Below are 19,412 nucleotides of genomic sequence, written 5' to 3'. Positions count from 1 at the left end.
ATGAAATCTTCTATTGTTGCCAAACTTGAAGCCTTACAGGAACGTCACGAAGAAGTCGAAGCGATGCTTGGTGATGCAGGTGTGATTGCTGACCAAGAGCGTTTTCGAGCGCTTTCCCGAGAATACGCCCAGTTGACCGATGTAACCCAGTGCTTCCGTCAGTGGTGCCAGGTACAAGAAGACATCGAAACCGCTAATGAAATGCTGGCGGATCCTGAAATGCGTGAAATGGCTTCGGAAGAACTTAAAGACGCAAAAGCGCAAAGTGAATCCCTTGAACAAACGCTACAGGTTCTACTTCTCCCTAAAGATCCTGATGACGAACGTTCGTGTTTTGTGGAAGTTCGAGCAGGAACCGGCGGTGATGAAGCGGCAATCTTTGCGGGTGACTTGTTTAGAATGTACAGTCGTTATGCGGAAGCTAATCGTTGGCGTGTCGAGGTGGTCAGTGCCAACGAAGGTGAACACGGTGGCTATAAAGAAATCATTGCCCGCATAGAAGGTGTTGGCGTTTACGGTCGGATGAAATTTGAATCAGGTGGACACCGTGTGCAACGTGTTCCGGAGACCGAATCGCAAGGCCGTATTCATACCTCTGCTTGCACAGTTGCGGTGATGCCTGAAATTCCAGAGGCAGAGTTGCCTGATATTAATCCGTCTGATTTAAAAATTGATACCTTCCGCTCCTCAGGGGCAGGGGGTCAGCACGTTAACACCACCGACTCAGCTATCCGTATTACTCACTTACCGACAGGAATTGTGGTGGAGTGTCAGGATGAGCGTTCTCAGCATAAAAACAAAGCTAAGGCTCTTTCAGTGTTAGGAGCTCGAATCCATGCTGCAGAGATGGCAAAACGTCATGAAGAAGAGGCATCAACGCGGCGTAATTTATTAGGTAGTGGTGATCGTTCAGATCGTATCCGTACCTATAACTACCCGCAAGGACGTATCACTGATCATCGTATCAACTTAACGATTTATCGCTTAGACGAGACGATGCAGGGTAAACTCGAGAGCCTGATTGAACCTGTAGTACAAGAACACCAAGCAGATCAGCTTGCTGCATTGGCAGGTCAAGAGTAATGCAGATTCGTCACTGGCTAAGTGAAACCCTTCCTTTACTGCGGCACAGTGACAGTGCAAAACGTGATGCTGAGGTGATCCTTGGCCATGTCCTCAATAAGCCACGCAGTTGGTTATTGGCATTTGATGATTATGAGCTTACGCCTGAACAGCAGGCGATGTTAGCCAAATTTGTCGAGCGTCGTGCCCAAGGTGAGCCGATAGCTTATTTATGTGGACAACGTGAATTCTGGTCTCTACCACTCGCCGTCTCACCCGCGACGTTAATCCCTCGACCGGATACTGAAGTATTGGTTGAGCAGGCTTTATCCCTACTACCTTGTCAGCCAGTGACGGTGTTAGACCTTGGAACGGGGACGGGGGCGATCGCTTTAGCGATGGCGAGTGAACGGCCAGAATCTCAGTTTCTGGGGGTTGATCGCATTGAACAGGCTGTCACCCTCGCACAGACGAATGCTGAGCGGTTAGCCATGGCTAATTGTCGATTTCAAGTGAGTCATTGGTTCAATCAGATACCTCCTTCTCAGTTTGATATGATAGTCACTAATCCTCCTTATATTGATGCCGATGATCCTCATCTAACGCAAGGGGATGTTACTTTTGAGCCACGCAGTGCCTTAGTGGCAGAGGCTCAAGGGTTGGCAGATATAACACTGATTATCCAGCAAGCCCCAAACTGGTTAGTCCTTGGGGGATGGTTAGTCGTCGAGCATGGCTGGCAACAACATCACCAAGTACAAGAGATATTTGCCGCGGTGGGTTTTGACGCTATTGATACGCGATACGATTATGGTGGTAATCCGCGGGTGACTTATGGCAAATTTGCTCAAGCATCGAAAAAGTTGTAGTGAATGATGAATTATTTCAAAAATACATATCGATATACCTCAGGGAGAAAACTATGGCTCCCATAGAAACTGGGTCTGTCCCTCCACGCTCGTTGGTGGATGCGATGATCGCCCTTATGGTTCAAGTCCGTGATGATTTTTCAGAGCAGTGGGTACGCGAACAACTCGCGCTATTACTTGTTGAAGCGAAAAATCATCTTGCCACTGAACCTAACCCAGATATAAAACTAGAGCGTTTACTGGAACTGTTTTTCAAGCAGTGGGGCTTTGCAAGTATCAGTGGCGTTTATCGTCTTTCAGAAGCCTTATGGCTAGATAATGTGCTTCGAGACCGACGGGGTAGTGCTGTATCACTGGGCGCTATTTTGCTCTATCTCAGTGAGCAGTTGGAATTACCTCTTTACCCCGTTATTTTTCCGACACAGTTAATCTTACGTGCTGATTGGGTCGATGGTGAAATGTGGCTAATTAACCCATTTAATGGCGATACGTTGGACGAACATACCTTAGACGTCTGGGTCAAAGGGACGATTGGCCCAACATCAAGTATTGATGATATTGACCTTGAGCCGGCGACCTCAGAAGAAGTGATCCGAAAATTACTCGAAACACTTAAAGTATCGTTAATGGAAGAAAACCAGATGGAGTTGGCGCTACAGATCAGTAAAGTGCTGGTGGCGCTGGATCCGGATGATCCTTATGAAATTCGTGATCGTGGGCTGATTTATGCACAACTGGAATGTGAACATATTGCATTGACAGATTTGGCCTATTTCGTTGAACAATGTCCCGAAGACCCAGTCAGTGAAATGATCAAAGTACAAATGCACACTATTGAATATAAATCGGTCACTCTGCATTAGAGAACCCAGTTAACTGCAAATGAAAGGATAAAAGTATGGTCCAAAAAGTTGTGTCTATCGGTGATATTCGTGTAGCCAATGATCTGCCCTTTGTACTCTTTGGTGGCATGAATGTGCTGGAGTCCCGTGACCTCGCCATGCAAATCTGTGAACACTATGTCAAAGTGACAGAAAAGTTAGGTATTCCTTACGTATTTAAAGCATCGTTCGATAAGGCAAATCGCTCATCGATTCACTCCTACCGAGGCCCAGGTCTTGAAGAGGGAATGAAAATTTTTCAAGAACTGAAATCGACTTTCGGTGTAAAAATCATCACTGATGTTCATGAAGCGAGCCAAGCACAACCTGTATCGGAAGTGGTCGATGTCATTCAACTTCCAGCCTTCCTTGCTCGACAAACCGACTTAGTTGAAGCGATGGCAAAAACCGGTGCGGTAATTAATGTCAAAAAACCACAATTTGTGAGTCCCGGACAAATGGGTAATATCGTGGATAAATTTGCCGAGGGTGGCAATGATCAAGTTATCCTGTGTGACCGCGGTAGCAACTTCGGTTACGATAACTTGGTGGTCGATATGTTGGGATTCAATGTCATGAAGAAAGTGACAAATAATTCTCCGGTTATCTTTGACGTCACCCACGCATTGCAAACGCGCGATCCTTTTGGCGCCGCTTCTGGTGGACGCCGTGCACAAGTTGCAGAATTAGCACGTGCAGGTATGGCTGTAGGTATTGCGGGCCTCTTTATTGAAGCACACCCACAACCTGCACAAGCACGTTGTGATGGTCCTTCTGCATTACCTTTAGACAAATTAGAGCCATTCTTAGTACAGATGAAAGCGATTGACGATTTAGTTAAATCGTTCCCTGAGCTCGATACAAGTAACTGATTAGTAATCCTTATTCTTTATTCAAAAAAGGTTCATGATCACCATGAACCTTTTTTGTTTTAGTGGCTTCTCCTGAACCTCTCGATACTAATACACCCGCTTTCCGATGTTGTACTTAAGATCTATTGTCCAGAGAAGGGTTAATAAAGTTTACCTATCGCATCACTCTAATGACTTTCTAGTGCTGATCATTTTGCGCGACCAGTATTAACTCTACATCGTTAGGGTAAGTCGTGGATAAACCGGTTAAAGCATAATGGTCATCAGGTATCCGACAAATAACACCAGATGTGCGACGCCATTCAATACATTGGTTCTACCGGTTGAGAAAGAAATTTGACTCAATATCAGTACGCTGGCTAAAACAACCATTTGTGGTGCATCTAAGCCGAAGTGTAGTGAATTACCGGTTAACGTCGAGATAATAGTAATTGTCGGTACGGTAAGTGAAATGGTTGCAATGACCGACCCAAAAAAGAGGTTCATCGCACGTTGTACCTGATTGGCCAAAACCGCTTTAATTGCCCCGAGCCCTTCGGGAGATAAAATCAGTAAGGCAATGAGAAAACCAGTAAATTGTTGTGGGGCATGTAATTCATGAAGCAGGTTTTCTAAAACTGGAGCATTAAGTTTGGTAACACTGATCACCGCAATAAGGTGGATGATAAGCCAGACACTATGCCAAGCACTACTATGTGCTGAAGGTTTTCCGTGGTGAGGATCACCATCATCACTGTCATCTTCATGCTCGTAGACAAAAAGACTTTGATGCGTTTTTGTTTGAATTAATAGAAAAACACCATACATCACGGCTGAAAGTGCCGAGATAAGGAGTGCTTGTCCTGTGGAAAAGTTTCCACCTGGTAGGGCATTAGGAAAAATTAAAATTAAAATTGCTAGAGGAAAAATAGCAATAAGATATTGCTTTACACCGGCTAAATTAACGTACTGAGTGGCAAACTTTCCTCCGCCTAATAGCAGGGCAAACCCGACCAGTCCACCGATGACTATCATAATGATAGAGTAGAGTGTATCACGCATTAATGTTGGTTCAGCGCCGCCTGTTGCCATCAATGCCGATATTAAGCTTACCTCCAAAATGACAACCGATAGAGTAAGAACCAATGAGCCGAAGGGTTCCCCTAGACGATGAGCAAGAACATCGGCATGTCTTACGACACTAAAAGCACTTGAGAGGATCGCAATTAACGCGATGATATTCATACCCGTTGTTAATAACAGCCCATCAGGCTGTCCAAATCCCAGTAATAGACCTAGCGCTACTACAGGTAACAGTAGGCTAAATTCGGTATGGCGCGTTTTTTCGTTACTTGGCATCAGATCTCCTTTTGATGATCACTGCTTTCAACACTCGCGAATAGAGTATTTCTAAATGTTAAGGATAAATATAGCAAATATTCGATAGAGTTCACTTTGTTTTACTTTGCTTTACTCATTGATAAAGTGGGTTAAAAAGCATTTAATCTTTTTATTTCATTGATTAATTTGAATAAAAATATATTTATTATTCATTTATTTATGAAATTAAAGCGAAAATAGAGATAAATAATCGACTTTTTTTGTTATTTGGTCTAAAAAAATAGCGATAGCAATCAGAATTAATATTTTTAGGTCGAAAAGCGAGCATTTATGATATGGTCACTAAATGAACTGAGTATTTACTCTTTTTCCCATAATGAGACTTCACAGCAGAAGATGGCTTTGCCATGATAGCAGTGTATTGATAAGTAGATTGGAGCGAGTGTGTTAACCCGAGAATTTTTGAAAAGCGCTGATTGTCAATCCTCCTTTGGGCCGGTTGAAGAAGGTCTACTGTTGTCGGCAGAACAAAGAATGGCCTCGTTAAGACATTTCTTACTGCATAAGCCAACGCCTGGACCCCTATGGGTGTTTGGGTATGGGTCGTTAATGTGGAATCCTCTGCTGGATTATGACCAGGTCGAAACGGCGACTCTGACCGGTTGGTCGAGAGATTTTTGCTTATCATTAATCGCAGGACGTGGTACAGCAGAAATACCAGGCCGAATGTTAGCGTTAGTAGAGGGCGGGCAAACCATTGGTCGAGCCTTTAAGTTATGTTGTGAAAATTGGGAAGCAGAATTATTACTGCTTTGGAAAAGAGAAATGATTACCGGTTGCTACTGTCCGCGCTGGCAGAGTCTGTTACTAGAAAATGGCAATACTGTGCAAGGATTAGTCTTTGTCGCGAATACCCAGCACACGCTTTTTAGGCCACAGGAAGATATAGAAACTAAGGCTAAGAAGATTGCTGATGCAAAAGGGCCACTTGGCAAAAATATTACTTATTTACAGGACATGATGGCAACGCTTAAAAAGTATGGAATTGAAGAACCTAAGTTGCGTCTGTTGATGGATTCCGTCCTAACATTCTCAAAAACATTCACTTAATAATCTTCAGAATGAGCCGATTTAATCATTATTAGCCTAACTTATATACTTGAGCGGTTTTACCCGTCGCGCACTATAAAGAGGAGTGGCTCAGCGTGTTTGATACAAAGTGGCACCCTGTACCGTTGACCAAGGTCATTATGGTACTTTATCCCTTTCTTTTTGTTAGTCGAGCTAGTGGTAATATGCTTAACTCAACAGACCCGATTACGCCCGAATCTTCGTATGCTTCCTCTCTACCTGACTTAGGGTCTTCATCTTCGTCGGATAACGTAATTGACCAGCAACTCACGGATATGGCGACCAGTTTGGGGAAGTCATTTCAAAACAGTGGCGAAAATACTCGTTCTGGACGAAGTGCGAGTGAGTGGGCTTTTAACCATTTACGTGACAGACTGACTGAAAAAGTAGACAGCACTGGCGAACATCTACTTTCTCCTTATGGCCAAGCTAACTTGAGTGTCAGTATAGATAGGGAAGGTAAATTTACCGGATCAATGGGGTCATTATTAACACCGTTAAGTGACAACGGCCATCGGCTGACCTTCAGCCAACTTTCGCTAAATCAAAGCAGTTTAGGGACGGTGGGCAGTGCAGGACTCGGCCAACGTCTTTCCTCTGATCGGTGGTTATTTGGATATAATGCTTTTTTAGATCAGTTATTTACCAATAATCAGCAGAGAGCTTCTTTAGGCACTGAATTATGGAGCCATTACCTGCGGTTATCGGCAAATTACTATACACCGTTATCGGGCTGGAAAAAAAATTCGGTCAGTCAAGCACAACGTATGGCTCGTGGCTACGATATCACGAGCCAAGGTTATTTACCTTTTTACCAACAACTCGGGGTTACCTTATCATGGCAACAATATTTAGGGCAGGGGATTGATCTGTTCAACGATGGTAATAACTATACTAACCCGCGAAGTATGTCTGTAGGAGTTACCTACACCCCGATACCTTTGGTCACTGTTTCATTGTCCCATAAAGAAGGTACAGGGGGTGAAAGCCAAGACGTATTTGGTTTAAATGTTAATTACCATTTTGGTCAATCCCTCTCTCAACAATTGTCGCCTTATGCCGTTGCTGAGGCTCGTTCATTGTTCGGAAGTCGTTATGACCTTGTAACCCGTAATACCCTTCCTGTTATGAGCTACCGTAAGCGCCAACCATTTTCGGTTTACTTAGCTACCCCGCCTTGGCAATTGAATTCAGGAGATTCAACGACTTTGGTCGTCCAAGTGACGCCTGATAAGTCGATTAAACGAGTGAGCTGGCAAGGCGATACACGAGAATTAAGCCTAACGCCTCCGGCAAATTCACAGCAATTGACAGGATGGACGATTATTTTACCTGCATGGGATACCACTCCAGGTGCTAAAAATGAATACCACCTTGCCGTCGAGGTCGATAATGGTAAACAGCAAGTCACGTCAAATACCATTACGTTGAAACCTGAACCCCCTAATCCACAAACCGATTATTTTAATAATGGTGATGCAGATCTAAGTGGCCAAAATTAACAGAATCATTACGAATTAATGTTACAGACATTGCAATGATTGCAATACGGATCAATATGATAGATAAATATTTGCAGGTTTTTACTGAACTGCGCGTTGCTTGACATTGGATAGCTTATTCTTTTCCCATGTTCACGACATTTTCGTGGTTGTTGAAAAGTAAAGGAAACTAAGATGCGTAAAGTAACATCATTATTATTAGCAAGTTCTTTAGTGATGGGTTCTGCATCACTGGTCTATGCAGAGACTGCGCCACTCAGTGCAACGCCGACTGAACATTCTCATATGCAAAAGCGTCCACACGGTGCACCTGAAATGATGCTCATGAAAGGGATTGTGTTGACCGATGCTCAAAAACAACAGATTCATACTATTCTTGAGCAAGCGCGTCAAAATATGACTCCCCCTTCAAAAGCAGATCGCCAAGCCGCTTTTGATTTGATTACGGCAGAAAAATTCGATTCAGCTAAGGCACAAACGCTGGCTGAAAACCATGCAACCTTAGATAAACAAAGAATGTTGAGCCGCTTGGAAACCGACAACAAAATTTATAATTTATTGACGGCTGACCAAAAGAAACAGTACCAAGCTAACTATGAAAAAATGAAAACGTTCAAACAGCCTGCACCTGAAGGCGAATCAAAATAACTGCTTCATTCATCACTGCGGAGTTTATCTCCGCAGTTTTTTTTATTCTCGCCAAAAATCATCAAAAACAGTAATAGGTGTACGACGCTTATGCTCTGTTTTTAAGTACCAGTTTTCGATAATCGCTGCGCGGTCTTGCGGGATAGTCTTTCCTTCTAAATACGCATCGATATCGGCATAGGTCACGCCTAACGCGACTTCATCTTGTAGCCCCGGTCGATCATCTTCCAAATCGGCGGTAGGATGCTTTAGGTAAAGGTGTTGTGGACAACCTAAATACGCCAGAATTTGTTTTCCTTGCTGCTTATTTAAACGAAAAATTGGGTTAATGTCGGTTCCACCGTCACCATACTTGGTAAAAAAGCCAGTCACTGCTTCCGCGGCATGATCTGTTCCGACGACAACGCCTTGTGTCATACCCGCGATGCTATATTGTGTTTTCATTCTCTCGCGTGCTTTATCATTACCGCGCACAAAATCAGAGACATCAATACCAGCCTCTTTCAACGCGCGTTCACTGGCTAATACCGATTCTTTGATGTTAACCACGAATGTTTTATCCGGCTGGATAAAAGCCAGCGCATCCTGGCAATCTTGCTCGTCCGCCTGAGTTCCATAAGGAAGACGCACTGCAATAAACTGACACTGGCGGTCGGGTAATTCGTGACGAAGTTCATTAATGGCTAACTGACATAGTTTTCCTGTAAGCGTTGAGTCCTGTCCACCACTGATCCCTAAGACTAATGAGCGTAAGCCAGGATAACGTTTAAGGTAATCCTTAAGAAAATCCACGCTACGTCTGACTTCTTCTTCCGGATTAATCGTCGGCTTAACGCCTAAGGCTTGAATGATTTCTTGCTGTAGAGACATGGCAAAACCTCTTGTTAGCTAATGAGAGTACAGTTAACGCGGTAAAGTCTCCTGGCAGAAAATGCAAGGAGACTTATGAAACTAGTGTGCGTTAGGGGTAGCGTTAGGTTTTTTGGCAACGAATATAAACATTATAATCGCCAGCATAAAACACCCAAAAATAGTCGCACCCATCGCCAATGCGGATGAACCACCAATCCCCGTTACAGGAATGGCGATTGAACCGAGTGTAAACATAGTAACACCGATGACTGCTGATGCACTGCCTGCCCGATGACCTTGGCTTTGCATAGCCAGTGATGAAGCGGTGGTAGAGATAATGGCATTACTGGCAATACTAAAAAATAGTGCCGCTAGAAAGACGGGGAGACTGGCATGTAATAGACCGCTTATCAGTAAGCAACTGGACGCAATGAAGGCAATAATCAGTCCGCAACGTAATACCGAATATTCCCCAAACTTGGGACAAAGTCGTGAGCTGATTTGTGAGGCTAAAATCATCCCAAAACCGTTGAGTGCGAAACATAAACTAAATGTTTGTGGTGACAGACCATAGGTTTCTTGTAAAACAAACGGGGAAGCACCGATATAGGCAAACATCCCAGACATCATAAATCCCTGCGTTAAACAAAAACCCATAAATGGACGATGACGGACCACCTCAATTAATAACTTCCAAGCACTTAATAACGAGCCTTGGCTGCGCTTTTCTATCACCAAGCTCTCTTCAATTTTAGTTTTTGCAAGAAAGAGTAAAATAACCGTAATGCCCGCTAATACGACAAAAATACCGCGCCAACTCATATAGCTTGTTAACAATCCACCTAAAATAGGTGCGACAATCGGCGCCAGCCCATTGACTAAAAGTAGCATAGCAAAAAATCGTGTTAACTCATGACCGCTAAAACGGTCTCGGGCGACAGCCCTAGATAACACAGCCCCACCTGCGCCGCCTAAGCCTTGGAATAAACGTGCAATAAGAAGCTGGACCAGCGTTTGCGAGAACGCGCAGGCGATAGAGGCAAGCAGGAGAATACATAGGGAGATGAACAGGGGTTTACTGCGTCCGTACTTGTCACTCAATGGCCCAAAAATAAGCTGACCAAATCCGAGCCCTAAGAGTCCTGCGGTCAGGCTAAGTTGAGCGCTCGCCGTCGGTACCGCCAAGTCATTAGCAAGTTGCGGTAAGGCCGGTAAATAAAGATCGATACAGAGCGGGCCTAACCCGGCCATCAATCCTAAAGCAATAGCAAGCGCCATACGTGGAGTGTGAGTTGTTGACATGGATCCTCAATCAATATGATTCGGTAACAAAATGCTGAAGCAGCTATATAGATGCAGAGGATAGCTACTTAGCCACTAAAGATCTATGTTAACTATTTGTTTTGCAGGAAATCTATGTCTACACTTAAATATGACTAAATCTTTACGAATGATTTTAACTCAACAGTTGCTATTTAAGAGGGACGATATGAAAAAATTAACGGGTATTTTGGCAGGTGGTCTGGCCTTAGCGGTATTAAGTGGTTGTACAACTTATCGTCAAGCAGAAAGTTACGTTACACAGCCAGTTGTGAAGAATGTTAAAAAGGGAATGACCCGCCAACAAGTACACCAAATTGCAGGGACCCCCTCAACGGACATTACGATGGTTCATGCGCGCGGTACCTGTGAAACCTATATTATTGGTAAAGGAACGGACAACAAACCTGTTACTTACTTTGTTAGTTATAACGGCAGTGATCGTGTGATGAACTATGGCTTCCAGAGCTGTCAAGAATACGACACTGACCCACAAGCTCCACAGCAATAAGTGTAAAGGGCCATTAAATGGCCCTTTCTGCAACTATGAATTCATCGTTTTCTCTTCGGAATGTTCCCGGGCCATAACCGCTTGATCCGTCTGACCTAGCCAGCGGCTAGTTAATGTCCCCGCAGTCATTGCACCATTCACATTTAATGCCGTTCTTCCCATATCGATTAAAGGCTCAATTGAAATTAATAGTGCAACCAGCGTGACGGGTAAACCTAAAGCGGGTAGGACAATTAATGCCGCAAATGTCGCTCCGCCTCCCACACCGGCAACACCAACGGAACTCAGTGTCACTAATCCCACTAAGGTGGCAATCCACATTGGCTCAAAAGGATTAATCCCCATTGTCGGGGCTATCATAACGGCAAGCATCGCAGGATATAATCCAGCGCAGCCATTTTGTCCTATCGTTGCCCCAAAAGATGCTGAGAAGCTGGCGATCGACTCAGGCGTGCCTAAGCGTTTTTGTTGTGCTTCAATATTTAATGGGATGGATGCAGCACTCGAGCGACTGGTAAAGGCAAAACTAATAACCGGCCAAACCTTACGGAAGTAACGTAAAGGATTGATACCATTGACGGCCAGCAATAAGGCATGCACCCCAAACATGATCAGGAGGCCTAAATAGGAAGCGACCACAAATGTTCCTAATTTCACAATATCGTGATAATTAGAAGTGGCAACGACTTTGGTCATTAATGCCATGACGCCATACGGCGTAAGACGCATGATAAGACGAACTAACTTCATCACCCAAATTTGTAGGGTATCGATCGCCACTAAGATCCGCTGACCTTTTTCAGGATTCTCTTTCACCAATTGAATGGCTGCCGCGCCAAGAAATACAGCGAAAATTACGACACTAATGATTGACGTTGGATTAGCTCCAGTTAAATCAGCAAATGGATTTTTAGGAATAAAAGAGAGGATCAGTTGAGGTACGCTAAGATCGGCGACTTGACCAACATAATGGCTCTGGATGGTATTTAACCGAGCCGTCTCGTTAGCACCTTGTACTAGCCCTTGTGCATTGAGCTTAAACAGACCGGTCACCAAAACAGCAACTAACGCAGCAATAGCTGTTGTGAAAAGCAGCACGCCAATCGTAAGAAAACTGATCTTACCTAAAGAACTGGCATTATGAAGTCGAGCAACGGCACTAAGTATCGATGCAAACACCAAGGGCATGACAACCATCTGCAACAGTTGTACATAACCATTGCCCACTATATTAAACCAAGATATTGACGTAGTAAGCACGGGATTGCCCACACCATAAACAGCCTGTAAGCCAACCCCGAAAAGTACCCCTACCAGTAAACCAAACAATACGCGTTTTGATAAGCTCCATTTTTCGTTACCGATGGTCGATAACAAGAATAACAGCAAAACAAAAACACCAATGTTTATGATCAATGACCAATCCATGAACACCTCTACATAGAGTGCCAAATATACCCGTGGCACATTTTACAAAAGGGGCAGACTGTAACATGAAGGGCTGAATGTTTTCTTATAACGAGAAGTTCTAGTCTATAACCATTTTTTTCACTGGTGAGTAAGACGTGAGAAAAGCGGAGCCCATTGTTGCCAAGTTTGGTTCATTTGCTGCGTACCAACGGCTACCCACTGCCGAGTCATACTCTCGGGTATAAGTACGGCAAAGGTTAACAGCACTATGCAGAAGTAGCGCTCAGGTTGCGGATATTTTGATGAAGGAAGAATAGGTAGACGAAAACGCCAACGACAAGGCCAAAGCAGAGGAACCCCGGCAGGGGTGAGCATGTCAGCTAAAATATGACTTAAATAGCCTAACACCATACCTTGAATGACGTCTTTTGGTATGAATAAGTCGCTAGGGAGTTTATTAACCAATAACAACACACCAAAAAACACGGCGATTAAACTATGTGTAAATCCTCGGTGACCGAATATTCGCGAAATAGGCACAGAAATAAAGCGCAATCGCCGACCGAGTAATGACTTTGGATGGTCAATATCAGGCAGTAAGCTAGTGAGTAAGCAGGCAGGTATAAGGTGCCACCAATCGGCAGCACTGAGAATAGGGGTTAAATCGTAGCGCTTAGCCGCAACAGCAGTGGCAAGCGCAAACAGTAAGTGGCCTTCGGCGGTCATGGATTAATACACTTAAATCTGGAAATACGTCCAGTATAGATAAGTATACAGTATTTGTGAATAGTGACGTTGTAACAAGAGTTATCGACTTATTTTTTGCCTTGCAGCATTTCCAGCGTTAATGCATTGAGCGAGGAGAGTTTACGATCGGCAACACACCAGATTGGCCAATGTGCTTGTTCCTCAGCAGGAACGGTAATTACCTTCATCCGAGCGGCTTTTGCGGCAATCATACCATTCACAGAATCTTCAATTGCCAGGCACTGTAAGGGATCGACACCCAGTGCTTTAGCTGCATTTAAATACACCTGAGGGTGAGGCTTGCTATAAGGTAGCGATTCAGCGGAAGAGAGCGTGATAAAGTACGGATGTAACTCAAAAAGAGTTACCACAGTAGTGATCATTGAGATTGGCGATGCGGAGGCTAAACCAATCTTAACGCCCGATTGCTGACATAATTGCAATGCATGGTGCACTCCAGGTAAAAGAGGGCGTTCAGCTTTTACTTTCTCGATCACAAATTCAATAATTTGTTGTGTAATGAGCGCAGCGTTGGCCGTACGGTTTTCGGCAACGTGTAGCCAGAGTTTAACAACTTGGTCGATGCGTAGCCCCGTCGTATCAGGAAGTTTTTGTTGAATAGACGGATCGATACCGTGATCGGAAAATACCTTTTGTTCAGCGATTTTCCAGTAAGGTTCAGAATTGATTAAAATACCGTCCATATCAAAAATAACGGCTTTAATAGGATGAGTTGTGGGCATCATTTCTCCTGCTAAGTCATAATATCGTAAAGCCTATTGTTTCTACTGAGGTCGATTTGTCAAATCAGCTATGCTATCTAATAACAGTTAACCCACTCGATAGGCGATTTTTATGACACTCTCTCAAGCTCGCACCAGCGCAATAATTAAAAAAAGCGTGGGTTGGGGTATTTTCATCATCGGGGCGCTGTCCACCACGATATCAATGCTTAATTACCTCAGTAGCCAGCGAGAAAAAATCGCTGGGTTTAATGCGGTGCTATCAGATTTTATTCGTGTCCTCGTTGATATGTTACGTTTTAATACCTCTTTTTTAGACCTATTCTGGCACTATTCACCGGTACCCAATTTTGCCGATAATTTAAATCTGGTTTTTTGGATTTTCTTTATACTCATTTTCTTTGGTATGGCATTAAATGCTGCAGGTTCACGACAATGGCGACAATATCGTTACGTTAAAGAACGTTTAGAAGATCAAAAAATTGTTGAACAGGTCCTCGGTGAGGAGGCGGATTTTTCTGACAATAAAATCAAATCGGTTAAGCTGACGCATCATAGCCCATTTCGACAATACTACCTTCTCTACGTTCAGCCAATTATCGTAGTCGTGGTAGGTTTTTTTCTCCTACATTGGCTAACATTAGTTTGAGTTATTACCATCACAAAAAGCGCTTAAGGGCGCTTATCGACTCTTTTCTCTGTCATCGTTATTCGTCTGATTTACACTTTACCCTCTTTTATTTTCAAAATTGATCGCTATGATACGCACCCAGCTAAGTCATCGCCTTGCTGCCCAATGGCGAAGTGCTGATGAGCGAGGAGTTATATTTACATTCAGGTATGCAGCTATTCTGCATTTTGGACTCATTTAGGTCAGTACAGGTCATTTAATGAAAGTTTTTAATAAAGTCGCATTCACATTATTATTAGGCTTAGGTGGATTGAGCCATCAAGCGCTTGCAGACACCGTTGTCTTTACGTCTATGGATAACCCGGCCACGGCTAAGAAGCCTTTTGATGGCAGCGCATCTGCGGGTTACTTAGCACAGAGTGGTAACACCACAAGCTCCAGCTTTACCGCGCAAACGAACATGACGTGGTTTGAAAACATGATGGCTTACAGCCTTTTTGGTAACGCTTCCAATACGTCTTCTAATGATGAACGTTCCTCTGAAACCTACAGTGTGGGCGGCCGTGCACGCTATAACTTAAATGCTGATGATTACTTGTTTGGTCAAGCAACCTGGTTGAGTGACCGCTATAACGGCTATCAAAGTCGTGACACTGCGGTAGCGGGTTATGGTCGACAAATTCTTGATGGACCCGTACATTCACTACGTGCTGAAGTTGGTCCAGGCGTTCGTTATGACGGTTATGAAGAAGGCGGACACAAAACCACCGGACTTGCTTACGGTGCGTTGAGCTACCAATGGCAATTAACTGATACCACGAAATTTGTTCAAGGTGTCTCAGTACTTAGTTCTTTAGGCCAAGATACTACCCTGAACTCAGAAACCGGGTTACAGGTAGCGATTAATACTAACTTCTCGCTGAAACTGGCTTATAACGTAACATGGAACAATGCGCCACCTTCTTCAGCGCCTGCCCATACTGATACTAAAACCTCTATCATGCTCTCTTACACCATGTAAGTGATAGCCACCCGCGCTTGTCATTTGCGGGTGGCATAAACAAAGTTTTCCGCTTACTTGTACGAGAGATTGAGCAACGACTATCGGGTGCTTTAGGCTTTATTCGATAAGTACTATTTCAATTTCTGTCGTGTCCTGCCAACTAAAATAAAATGCTTTTTACTTGATGCCTAGCCGTCATTTCCCGACTAAAAATCTATCGTAATGATGTGGTAAAACGACCACAATGACCATAATAATTAGTCTGATAGACGATAGGCGTTACATTGATTTTTTTGGAGCAATACCTTTTGGCAGTACATAAAACTATTGTTCGGTGCTGCGATAGCGATGTACCAGAGTAGGTAAGCCGCTCGCCTTCGCGATAATGTTTAACGCCAATCTGCAAAACAGGAAAATATATCGCCAAGGCGGATATGTCGGAGGAGAGTTTTCAACTTACCCTTTAAGTCACCACACTTAACCTGTAACATTGTGTTCTCAGAGATAAAAAGAGAAAACATCACGCTTACTATGTGTACCTGCTTGTGTACCAAATCAGCGAAGTGTGCCAGATAATCTCTGTAACTCATTGACTTTAAAATAAAACCAAATATAGCATGTAGCCTGTCGTGTGGGTTACCACTGCAATTAAGGATATATAATGCCAGTTATTACTCTTCCTGACGGAAGCCAACGTAGTTTTGATCATGCCGTTAGCGTGATGGATATAGCCCAAGACATCGGTCCTGGTCTTGCTAAAGCCTGTATTGCCGGACGTGTGAATGGCGAACTGGTTGATGCCGTCGATCCTATTACAGACGATGCAAAAGTCTCAATCATTACCGCAAAAGACGAAGAGGGCATTGAGATCTTACGCCACTCTTGCGCGCACTTATTGGGACATGCGATTAAACAACTCTGGCCACACACCAAAATGGCTATTGGTCCCGTGATCGATAATGGCTTCTATTATGATGTCGATCTTGACCATACGTTGACGCAGGAAGATCTCGAGAAGCTCGAGAAGCGGATGCACGAACTGGCAGAAAAAAATTACGAAGTTATCAAGAAAAAAGTCAGTTGGCAGGAAGCCCGTGATGCGTTTGAAGCGCGTGGCGAAACCTACAAAATAGAAATTCTTGACCAAAATATTAACCGTGATGATCAACCTGGTCTTTATCACCACGAAGAATATATTGATATGTGTCGTGGCCCGCATGTTCCTAATATGCGTTTTTGCCATCACTTCAAATTACAGAAGTTGGCAGGTGCCTACTGGCGTGGTAACAGCGATAATAAAATGCTGCAACGTATCTACGGTACGGCATGGGCAGATAAAAAGCAGCTTGCTGCCTATTTGAAGCGCCTAGAAGAAGCGGCGAAGCGTGATCATCGTAAAATTGGTAAGCAACTTGATCTCTACCATATGCAAGAAGAAGCACCCGGTATGGTCTTCTGGCATAACGATGGCTGGACCATCTTTCGCGAACTAGAGACGTTTGTACGCAGCAAACTCAAAGAGTATCAATATCAGGAAGTTAAAGGTCCTTTTATGATGGATCGCGTACTCTGGGAAAAAACGGGGCATTGGGAAAACTACAAGGAAGCGATGTTCACGACGTCTTCAGAGAACCGTGAATACTGCATTAAGCCGATGAACTGTCCAGGCCACGTGCAGATCTTTAACCAAGGGCTTAAGTCTTATCGTGATCTGCCACTCCGGATGGCGGAATTTGGAAGCTGTCACCGTAATGAACCATCGGGTGCCTTACACGGCTTAATGCGTGTTCGCGGCTTTACCCAAGATGATGCCCATATTTTCTGTACTGAAGATCAAATTCTGGATGAAGTAAATAGCTGTATCCGTATGGTCTATGATATGTACAGCACTTTTGGCTTTGAAAAGATCGTGGTGAAACTGTCCACCCGTCCTGAAAAGCGGATTGGTAGCGAAGAGCTATGGGATAAAGCTGAGCAAGATCTGGCTCAAGCGCTTAAAAATAATGATATCGAATTTGAATATCAACCGGGTGAAGGGGCTTTCTATGGCCCGAAAATCGAATTTACTTTATATGATTGTCTGGATCGTGCGTGGCAATGTGGTACAGTACAGCTCGACTTTTCTTTGCCAGAACGATTAGACGCAACCTATGTCGGTGAAAATAATGACCGACAAACCCCAGTAATGATTCACCGTGCTATACTGGGTTCTGTCGAACGTTTTATTGGTATTTTAACCGAAGAGTTTGCAGGTTTCTTCCCTACATGGTTAGCACCAATGCAAGCTGTCGTGATGAATATTACCGATAGTCAGGCAGAATATGTCAACGAATTGACCAAAAAATTGCAAAATGCGGGTATTAGAGTCAAAGCAGACTTGAGAAACGAGAAGATTGGCTTTAAAATCCGTGAGCACACATTACGTCGCGTACCCTATATGTTAGTCTGCGGTGATAAAGAGGTCGAGGCAGGCAAAGTTGCCGTCCGTACCCGCCGTGGGAAAGACTTAGGTGTTTTCGATGTCGACGTATTGATTGAGAAGCTGCAAAATGAAATTCGCAGCAGAAGTATTCATCAGTTGGAGGAATAAGGTATTAAAGGCGGAAAAAGAGTACAACCTACGCGTCCGAACCGTATTAACAGCGAGATTCGCGCAAATGAAGTACGTCTGACGGGGATCGAAGGCGAGCAGCTCGGTATCGTTAGTCTGCGTGAAGCTTTAGAAAAAGCCGAAGAGTCGGGTGTCGACTTAGTTGAAATTAGCCCGAATGCCGAGCCGCCAGTTTGTCGTATCATGGATTACGGCAAATTCCTCTACGAAAAAAGCAAGTCTTCTAAGGAACAGAAGAAGAAGCAGAAAGTTGTTCAGGTTAAGGAAATTAAATTCCGTCCTGGCACTGATGATGGCGACTATCAGGTCAAACTACGCAACCTGATTCGCTTTCTCGAAGATGGCGACAAAGCTAAAATCACACTGCGTTTTCGTGGTCGTGAAATGGCGCACCAGCAGATTGGTATGGAAATGCTTAACCGCGTGAAAGAAGATCTGTCTGAACTGGCAGTGGTCGAATCCTTCCCATCGAAGATCGAAGGCCGCCAGATGATAATGGTGCTTGCGCCGAAGAAGAAGCAATAGGCCATCAAGTAATGCTGCGCCAGCCTCGGTTGGCGCTGTATTCGCCTATTGTTTTATATTATTAACAATGCGAAGTGGATATTTGTAAAAATGCCAAAGATTAAAACTGTACGTGGCGCGGCTAAGCGCTTCAAAAAGACTGCCTCTGGTGGTTTTAAGCGTAAGCACGCGAACCTGCGTCATATTCTGACTAAGAAATCAACTAAGCGTAAACGTCACCTACGTCCGAAAGGAATGGTGTCAAAAGGCGATTTAGGTCTAGTTATTGCCTGCCTGCCGTACGCATAAGTCATTTTTTTAATTTCAGAATATAAAACAGGAGAGCTACTATGGCTCGCGTAAAACGTGGTGTTGTTGCCCGTGCTCGTCACAAAAAAATCTTAAAACAAGCTAAAGGTTATTACGGAGCACGTTCACGTGTTTACCGTGTTGCCTTCCAGGCAGTCATCAAAGCAGGTCAATATGCTTACCGTGACCGCCGTCAGCGCAAACGTCAATTCCGTCAGCTGTGGATCGCGCGTATCAACGCAGCAGCTCGTCAGAATGGCATCTCTTACAGCCGTTTCATCAATGGACTGAAAAAAGCGTCTATTGAAATCGACCGTAAGATTTTGGCTGATATCGCTGTATTCGACAAATCAACCTTTACTGCGTTGGTCGAAAAAGCGAAAGCAGCACTGGCATAAGTCAGTAGAAAAGGGAGCTTGCTCCCTTTTTTTATTTTGTACTCTCGAATTTGGACTCCACTTATGAATACGGTTTTTTTTCGTTTCT

The 19,412-nt window shown here is 44.0% G+C and carries 20 protein-coding genes and 1 other annotated feature (1 of these 21 only partly in view); of the genes, 14 read left to right on the top strand and 6 right to left on the bottom strand.

Annotated features, from left to right (window positions below; translation table 11 throughout):
* The 4 genes from prfA to kdsA are packed head-to-tail and all read left to right on the top strand — an operon-like array spanning position 1 to position 3,684.
* Positions 1-1,083 carry a peptide chain release factor 1 gene (prfA, locus tag HGT73_RS03945; protein ID WP_214212356.1) on the top strand — a complete coding sequence of 361 codons (1,083 nt, stop codon included), beginning with the start codon at positions 1-3 and terminating at the stop codon, positions 1,081-1,083.
* Positions 1,083-1,931 (top strand): peptide chain release factor N(5)-glutamine methyltransferase, encoded by an 849-nt coding sequence (prmC, locus tag HGT73_RS03940; protein ID WP_214212355.1) that lies wholly within the window; start codon positions 1,083-1,085, stop codon positions 1,929-1,931. The genes prfA and prmC overlap by 1 nt, the downstream gene beginning before the upstream one ends.
* A gap of 53 nt (positions 1,932-1,984) precedes the next feature.
* On the top strand, positions 1,985-2,794 hold the full coding sequence (gene sirB1 / locus HGT73_RS03935) for an invasion regulator SirB1 (protein WP_214212354.1): 810 nt from the start codon (positions 1,985-1,987) through the stop codon (positions 2,792-2,794).
* A 35-nt stretch (positions 2,795-2,829) separates the two neighbouring features.
* The gene (gene kdsA / locus HGT73_RS03930; RefSeq protein WP_214212353.1) at positions 2,830-3,684 is read left to right on the top strand and encodes a 3-deoxy-8-phosphooctulonate synthase; all 855 of its coding nucleotides are present in this window, start codon (positions 2,830-2,832) and stop codon (positions 3,682-3,684) included.
* Between the two features lie 246 nt (positions 3,685-3,930).
* Here the strand turns inward: kdsA and chaA are convergent, their stop codons facing one another.
* On the bottom strand, positions 3,931-5,022 hold the full coding sequence (gene chaA, locus HGT73_RS03925) for a sodium-potassium/proton antiporter ChaA (protein WP_214212352.1): 1,092 nt from the start codon (positions 5,020-5,022) through the stop codon (positions 3,931-3,933).
* A gap of 426 nt (positions 5,023-5,448) precedes the next feature.
* Between chaA and HGT73_RS03920 the strand changes: the two genes are divergently transcribed.
* The 3 genes from HGT73_RS03920 to HGT73_RS03910 all read left to right on the top strand — a co-directional run bounded on the left by HGT73_RS03920 (position 5,449) and on the right by HGT73_RS03910 (position 8,285).
* Entirely contained in the window at positions 5,449-6,114 is a 666-nt protein-coding gene (locus HGT73_RS03920) for a gamma-glutamylcyclotransferase (protein ID WP_214212351.1), read from the top strand.
* A gap of 95 nt (positions 6,115-6,209) precedes the next feature.
* Positions 6,210-7,637, top strand: a complete 1,428-nt coding sequence (locus HGT73_RS03915; protein WP_214212350.1) for a YchO/YchP family invasin — start codon at positions 6,210-6,212, stop codon at positions 7,635-7,637.
* A 174-nt stretch (positions 7,638-7,811) separates the two neighbouring features.
* Entirely contained in the window at positions 7,812-8,285 is a 474-nt protein-coding gene (locus HGT73_RS03910; protein ID WP_214212349.1) for a Spy/CpxP family protein refolding chaperone, read from the top strand.
* 42 nt (positions 8,286-8,327) lie between these two features.
* Here the strand turns inward: HGT73_RS03910 and nadE are convergent, their stop codons facing one another.
* Together nadE and HGT73_RS03900 are read right to left on the bottom strand one after the other, a co-directional pair.
* Complete coding sequence (gene nadE / locus HGT73_RS03905; protein ID WP_214212348.1) at positions 8,328-9,155, bottom strand: ammonia-dependent NAD(+) synthetase; 828 nt, start codon at positions 9,153-9,155, stop codon at positions 8,328-8,330.
* An 81-nt stretch (positions 9,156-9,236) separates the two neighbouring features.
* Positions 9,237-10,439 carry a multidrug effflux MFS transporter gene (locus HGT73_RS03900; protein ID WP_214212347.1) on the bottom strand — a complete coding sequence of 401 codons (1,203 nt, stop codon included), beginning with the start codon at positions 10,437-10,439 and terminating at the stop codon, positions 9,237-9,239.
* A 187-nt stretch (positions 10,440-10,626) separates the two neighbouring features.
* Here HGT73_RS03900 and osmE point away from each other — a divergent pair, with 187 nt between their 5' ends.
* Entirely contained in the window at positions 10,627-10,968 is a 342-nt protein-coding gene (osmE, locus tag HGT73_RS03895) for an osmotically-inducible lipoprotein OsmE (protein ID WP_214212346.1), read from the top strand.
* Between the two features lie 33 nt (positions 10,969-11,001).
* Here the strand turns inward: osmE and HGT73_RS03890 are convergent, their stop codons facing one another.
* The 3 genes from HGT73_RS03890 to hxpB form a co-directional block, all read right to left on the bottom strand.
* On the bottom strand, positions 11,002-12,396 hold the full coding sequence (locus tag HGT73_RS03890) for an L-cystine transporter (RefSeq protein WP_214212345.1): 1,395 nt from the start codon (positions 12,394-12,396) through the stop codon (positions 11,002-11,004).
* Positions 12,397-12,516: 120 nt separating this feature from the next.
* The gene (locus HGT73_RS03885) at positions 12,517-13,104 is read right to left on the bottom strand and encodes a metal-dependent hydrolase (RefSeq protein WP_214212344.1); all 588 of its coding nucleotides are present in this window, start codon (positions 13,102-13,104) and stop codon (positions 12,517-12,519) included.
* Between the two features lie 89 nt (positions 13,105-13,193).
* Positions 13,194-13,868, bottom strand: a complete 675-nt coding sequence (gene hxpB / locus HGT73_RS03880) for a hexitol phosphatase HxpB (protein ID WP_214212505.1) — start codon at positions 13,866-13,868, stop codon at positions 13,194-13,196.
* A 112-nt stretch (positions 13,869-13,980) separates the two neighbouring features.
* Here hxpB and HGT73_RS03875 point away from each other — a divergent pair, with 112 nt between their 5' ends.
* From HGT73_RS03875 to rplT, 6 genes are all read left to right on the top strand, one after another.
* Positions 13,981-14,517, top strand: a complete 537-nt coding sequence (locus HGT73_RS03875; protein ID WP_214212343.1) for a YniB family protein — start codon at positions 13,981-13,983, stop codon at positions 14,515-14,517.
* Positions 14,518-14,758: 241 nt separating this feature from the next.
* Entirely contained in the window at positions 14,759-15,520 is a 762-nt protein-coding gene (locus HGT73_RS03870; RefSeq protein WP_214212342.1) for a DUF481 domain-containing protein, read from the top strand.
* 643 nt (positions 15,521-16,163) lie between these two features.
* Positions 16,164-18,092, top strand: a complete 1,929-nt coding sequence (gene thrS, locus HGT73_RS03865; RefSeq protein ID WP_214212341.1) for a threonine--tRNA ligase — start codon at positions 16,164-16,166, stop codon at positions 18,090-18,092.
* A 3-nt stretch (positions 18,093-18,095) separates the two neighbouring features.
* Positions 18,096-18,638, top strand: a complete 543-nt coding sequence (gene infC, locus HGT73_RS03860; protein WP_214212504.1) for a translation initiation factor IF-3 — start codon at positions 18,096-18,098, stop codon at positions 18,636-18,638.
* A gap of 90 nt (positions 18,639-18,728) precedes the next feature.
* Positions 18,729-18,926, top strand: a complete 198-nt coding sequence (gene rpmI, locus HGT73_RS03855) for a 50S ribosomal protein L35 (RefSeq protein WP_004157374.1) — start codon at positions 18,729-18,731, stop codon at positions 18,924-18,926.
* A 41-nt stretch (positions 18,927-18,967) separates the two neighbouring features.
* Positions 18,968-19,324, top strand: a complete 357-nt coding sequence (rplT, locus tag HGT73_RS03850) for a 50S ribosomal protein L20 (protein WP_048912072.1) — start codon at positions 18,968-18,970, stop codon at positions 19,322-19,324.
* Positions 19,325-19,381: 57 nt separating this feature from the next.
* Positions 19,382-19,412, top strand: a sequence feature (Phe leader region); it runs 96 nt beyond the window's last position.

The sequence above is a fragment of the Rosenbergiella australiborealis genome (genome assembly GCF_018494035.1).
Classification (GTDB): domain Bacteria; phylum Pseudomonadota; class Gammaproteobacteria; order Enterobacterales; family Enterobacteriaceae; genus Rosenbergiella; species Rosenbergiella australiborealis.
This window is presented reverse-complemented; position numbering and strand designations above follow the sequence as displayed.

Coding starts and splice junctions, on each gene's coding strand:
- HGT73_RS03870 (WP_214212342.1), top strand. CDS start 14,759: ATGAAAGTTTTTAATAAAGTCGCATTCACATTATTATTAGGCTTAGGT.
- prfA (WP_214212356.1), top strand. CDS start 1: ATGAAATCTTCTATTGTTGCCAAACTTGAAGCCTTACAGGAACGTCAC.
- thrS (WP_214212341.1), top strand. CDS start 16,164: ATGCCAGTTATTACTCTTCCTGACGGAAGCCAACGTAGTTTTGATCAT.
- HGT73_RS03910 (WP_214212349.1), top strand. CDS start 7,812: ATGCGTAAAGTAACATCATTATTATTAGCAAGTTCTTTAGTGATGGGT.
- rpmI (WP_004157374.1), top strand. CDS start 18,729: ATGCCAAAGATTAAAACTGTACGTGGCGCGGCTAAGCGCTTCAAAAAG.
- hxpB (WP_214212505.1), bottom strand. CDS start 13,868: ATGCCCACAACTCATCCTATTAAAGCCGTTATTTTTGATATGGACGGT.
- rplT (WP_048912072.1), top strand. CDS start 18,968: ATGGCTCGCGTAAAACGTGGTGTTGTTGCCCGTGCTCGTCACAAAAAA.
- kdsA (WP_214212353.1), top strand. CDS start 2,830: ATGGTCCAAAAAGTTGTGTCTATCGGTGATATTCGTGTAGCCAATGAT.
- chaA (WP_214212352.1), bottom strand. CDS start 5,022: ATGCCAAGTAACGAAAAAACGCGCCATACCGAATTTAGCCTACTGTTA.
- HGT73_RS03900 (WP_214212347.1), bottom strand. CDS start 10,439: ATGTCAACAACTCACACTCCACGTATGGCGCTTGCTATTGCTTTAGGA.
- nadE (WP_214212348.1), bottom strand. CDS start 9,155: ATGTCTCTACAGCAAGAAATCATTCAAGCCTTAGGCGTTAAGCCGACG.
- sirB1 (WP_214212354.1), top strand. CDS start 1,985: ATGGCTCCCATAGAAACTGGGTCTGTCCCTCCACGCTCGTTGGTGGAT.
- osmE (WP_214212346.1), top strand. CDS start 10,627: ATGAAAAAATTAACGGGTATTTTGGCAGGTGGTCTGGCCTTAGCGGTA.
- HGT73_RS03885 (WP_214212344.1), bottom strand. CDS start 13,104: ATGACCGCCGAAGGCCACTTACTGTTTGCGCTTGCCACTGCTGTTGCG.
- HGT73_RS03875 (WP_214212343.1), top strand. CDS start 13,981: ATGACACTCTCTCAAGCTCGCACCAGCGCAATAATTAAAAAAAGCGTG.
- prmC (WP_214212355.1), top strand. CDS start 1,083: ATGCAGATTCGTCACTGGCTAAGTGAAACCCTTCCTTTACTGCGGCAC.
- HGT73_RS03890 (WP_214212345.1), bottom strand. CDS start 12,396: ATGGATTGGTCATTGATCATAAACATTGGTGTTTTTGTTTTGCTGTTA.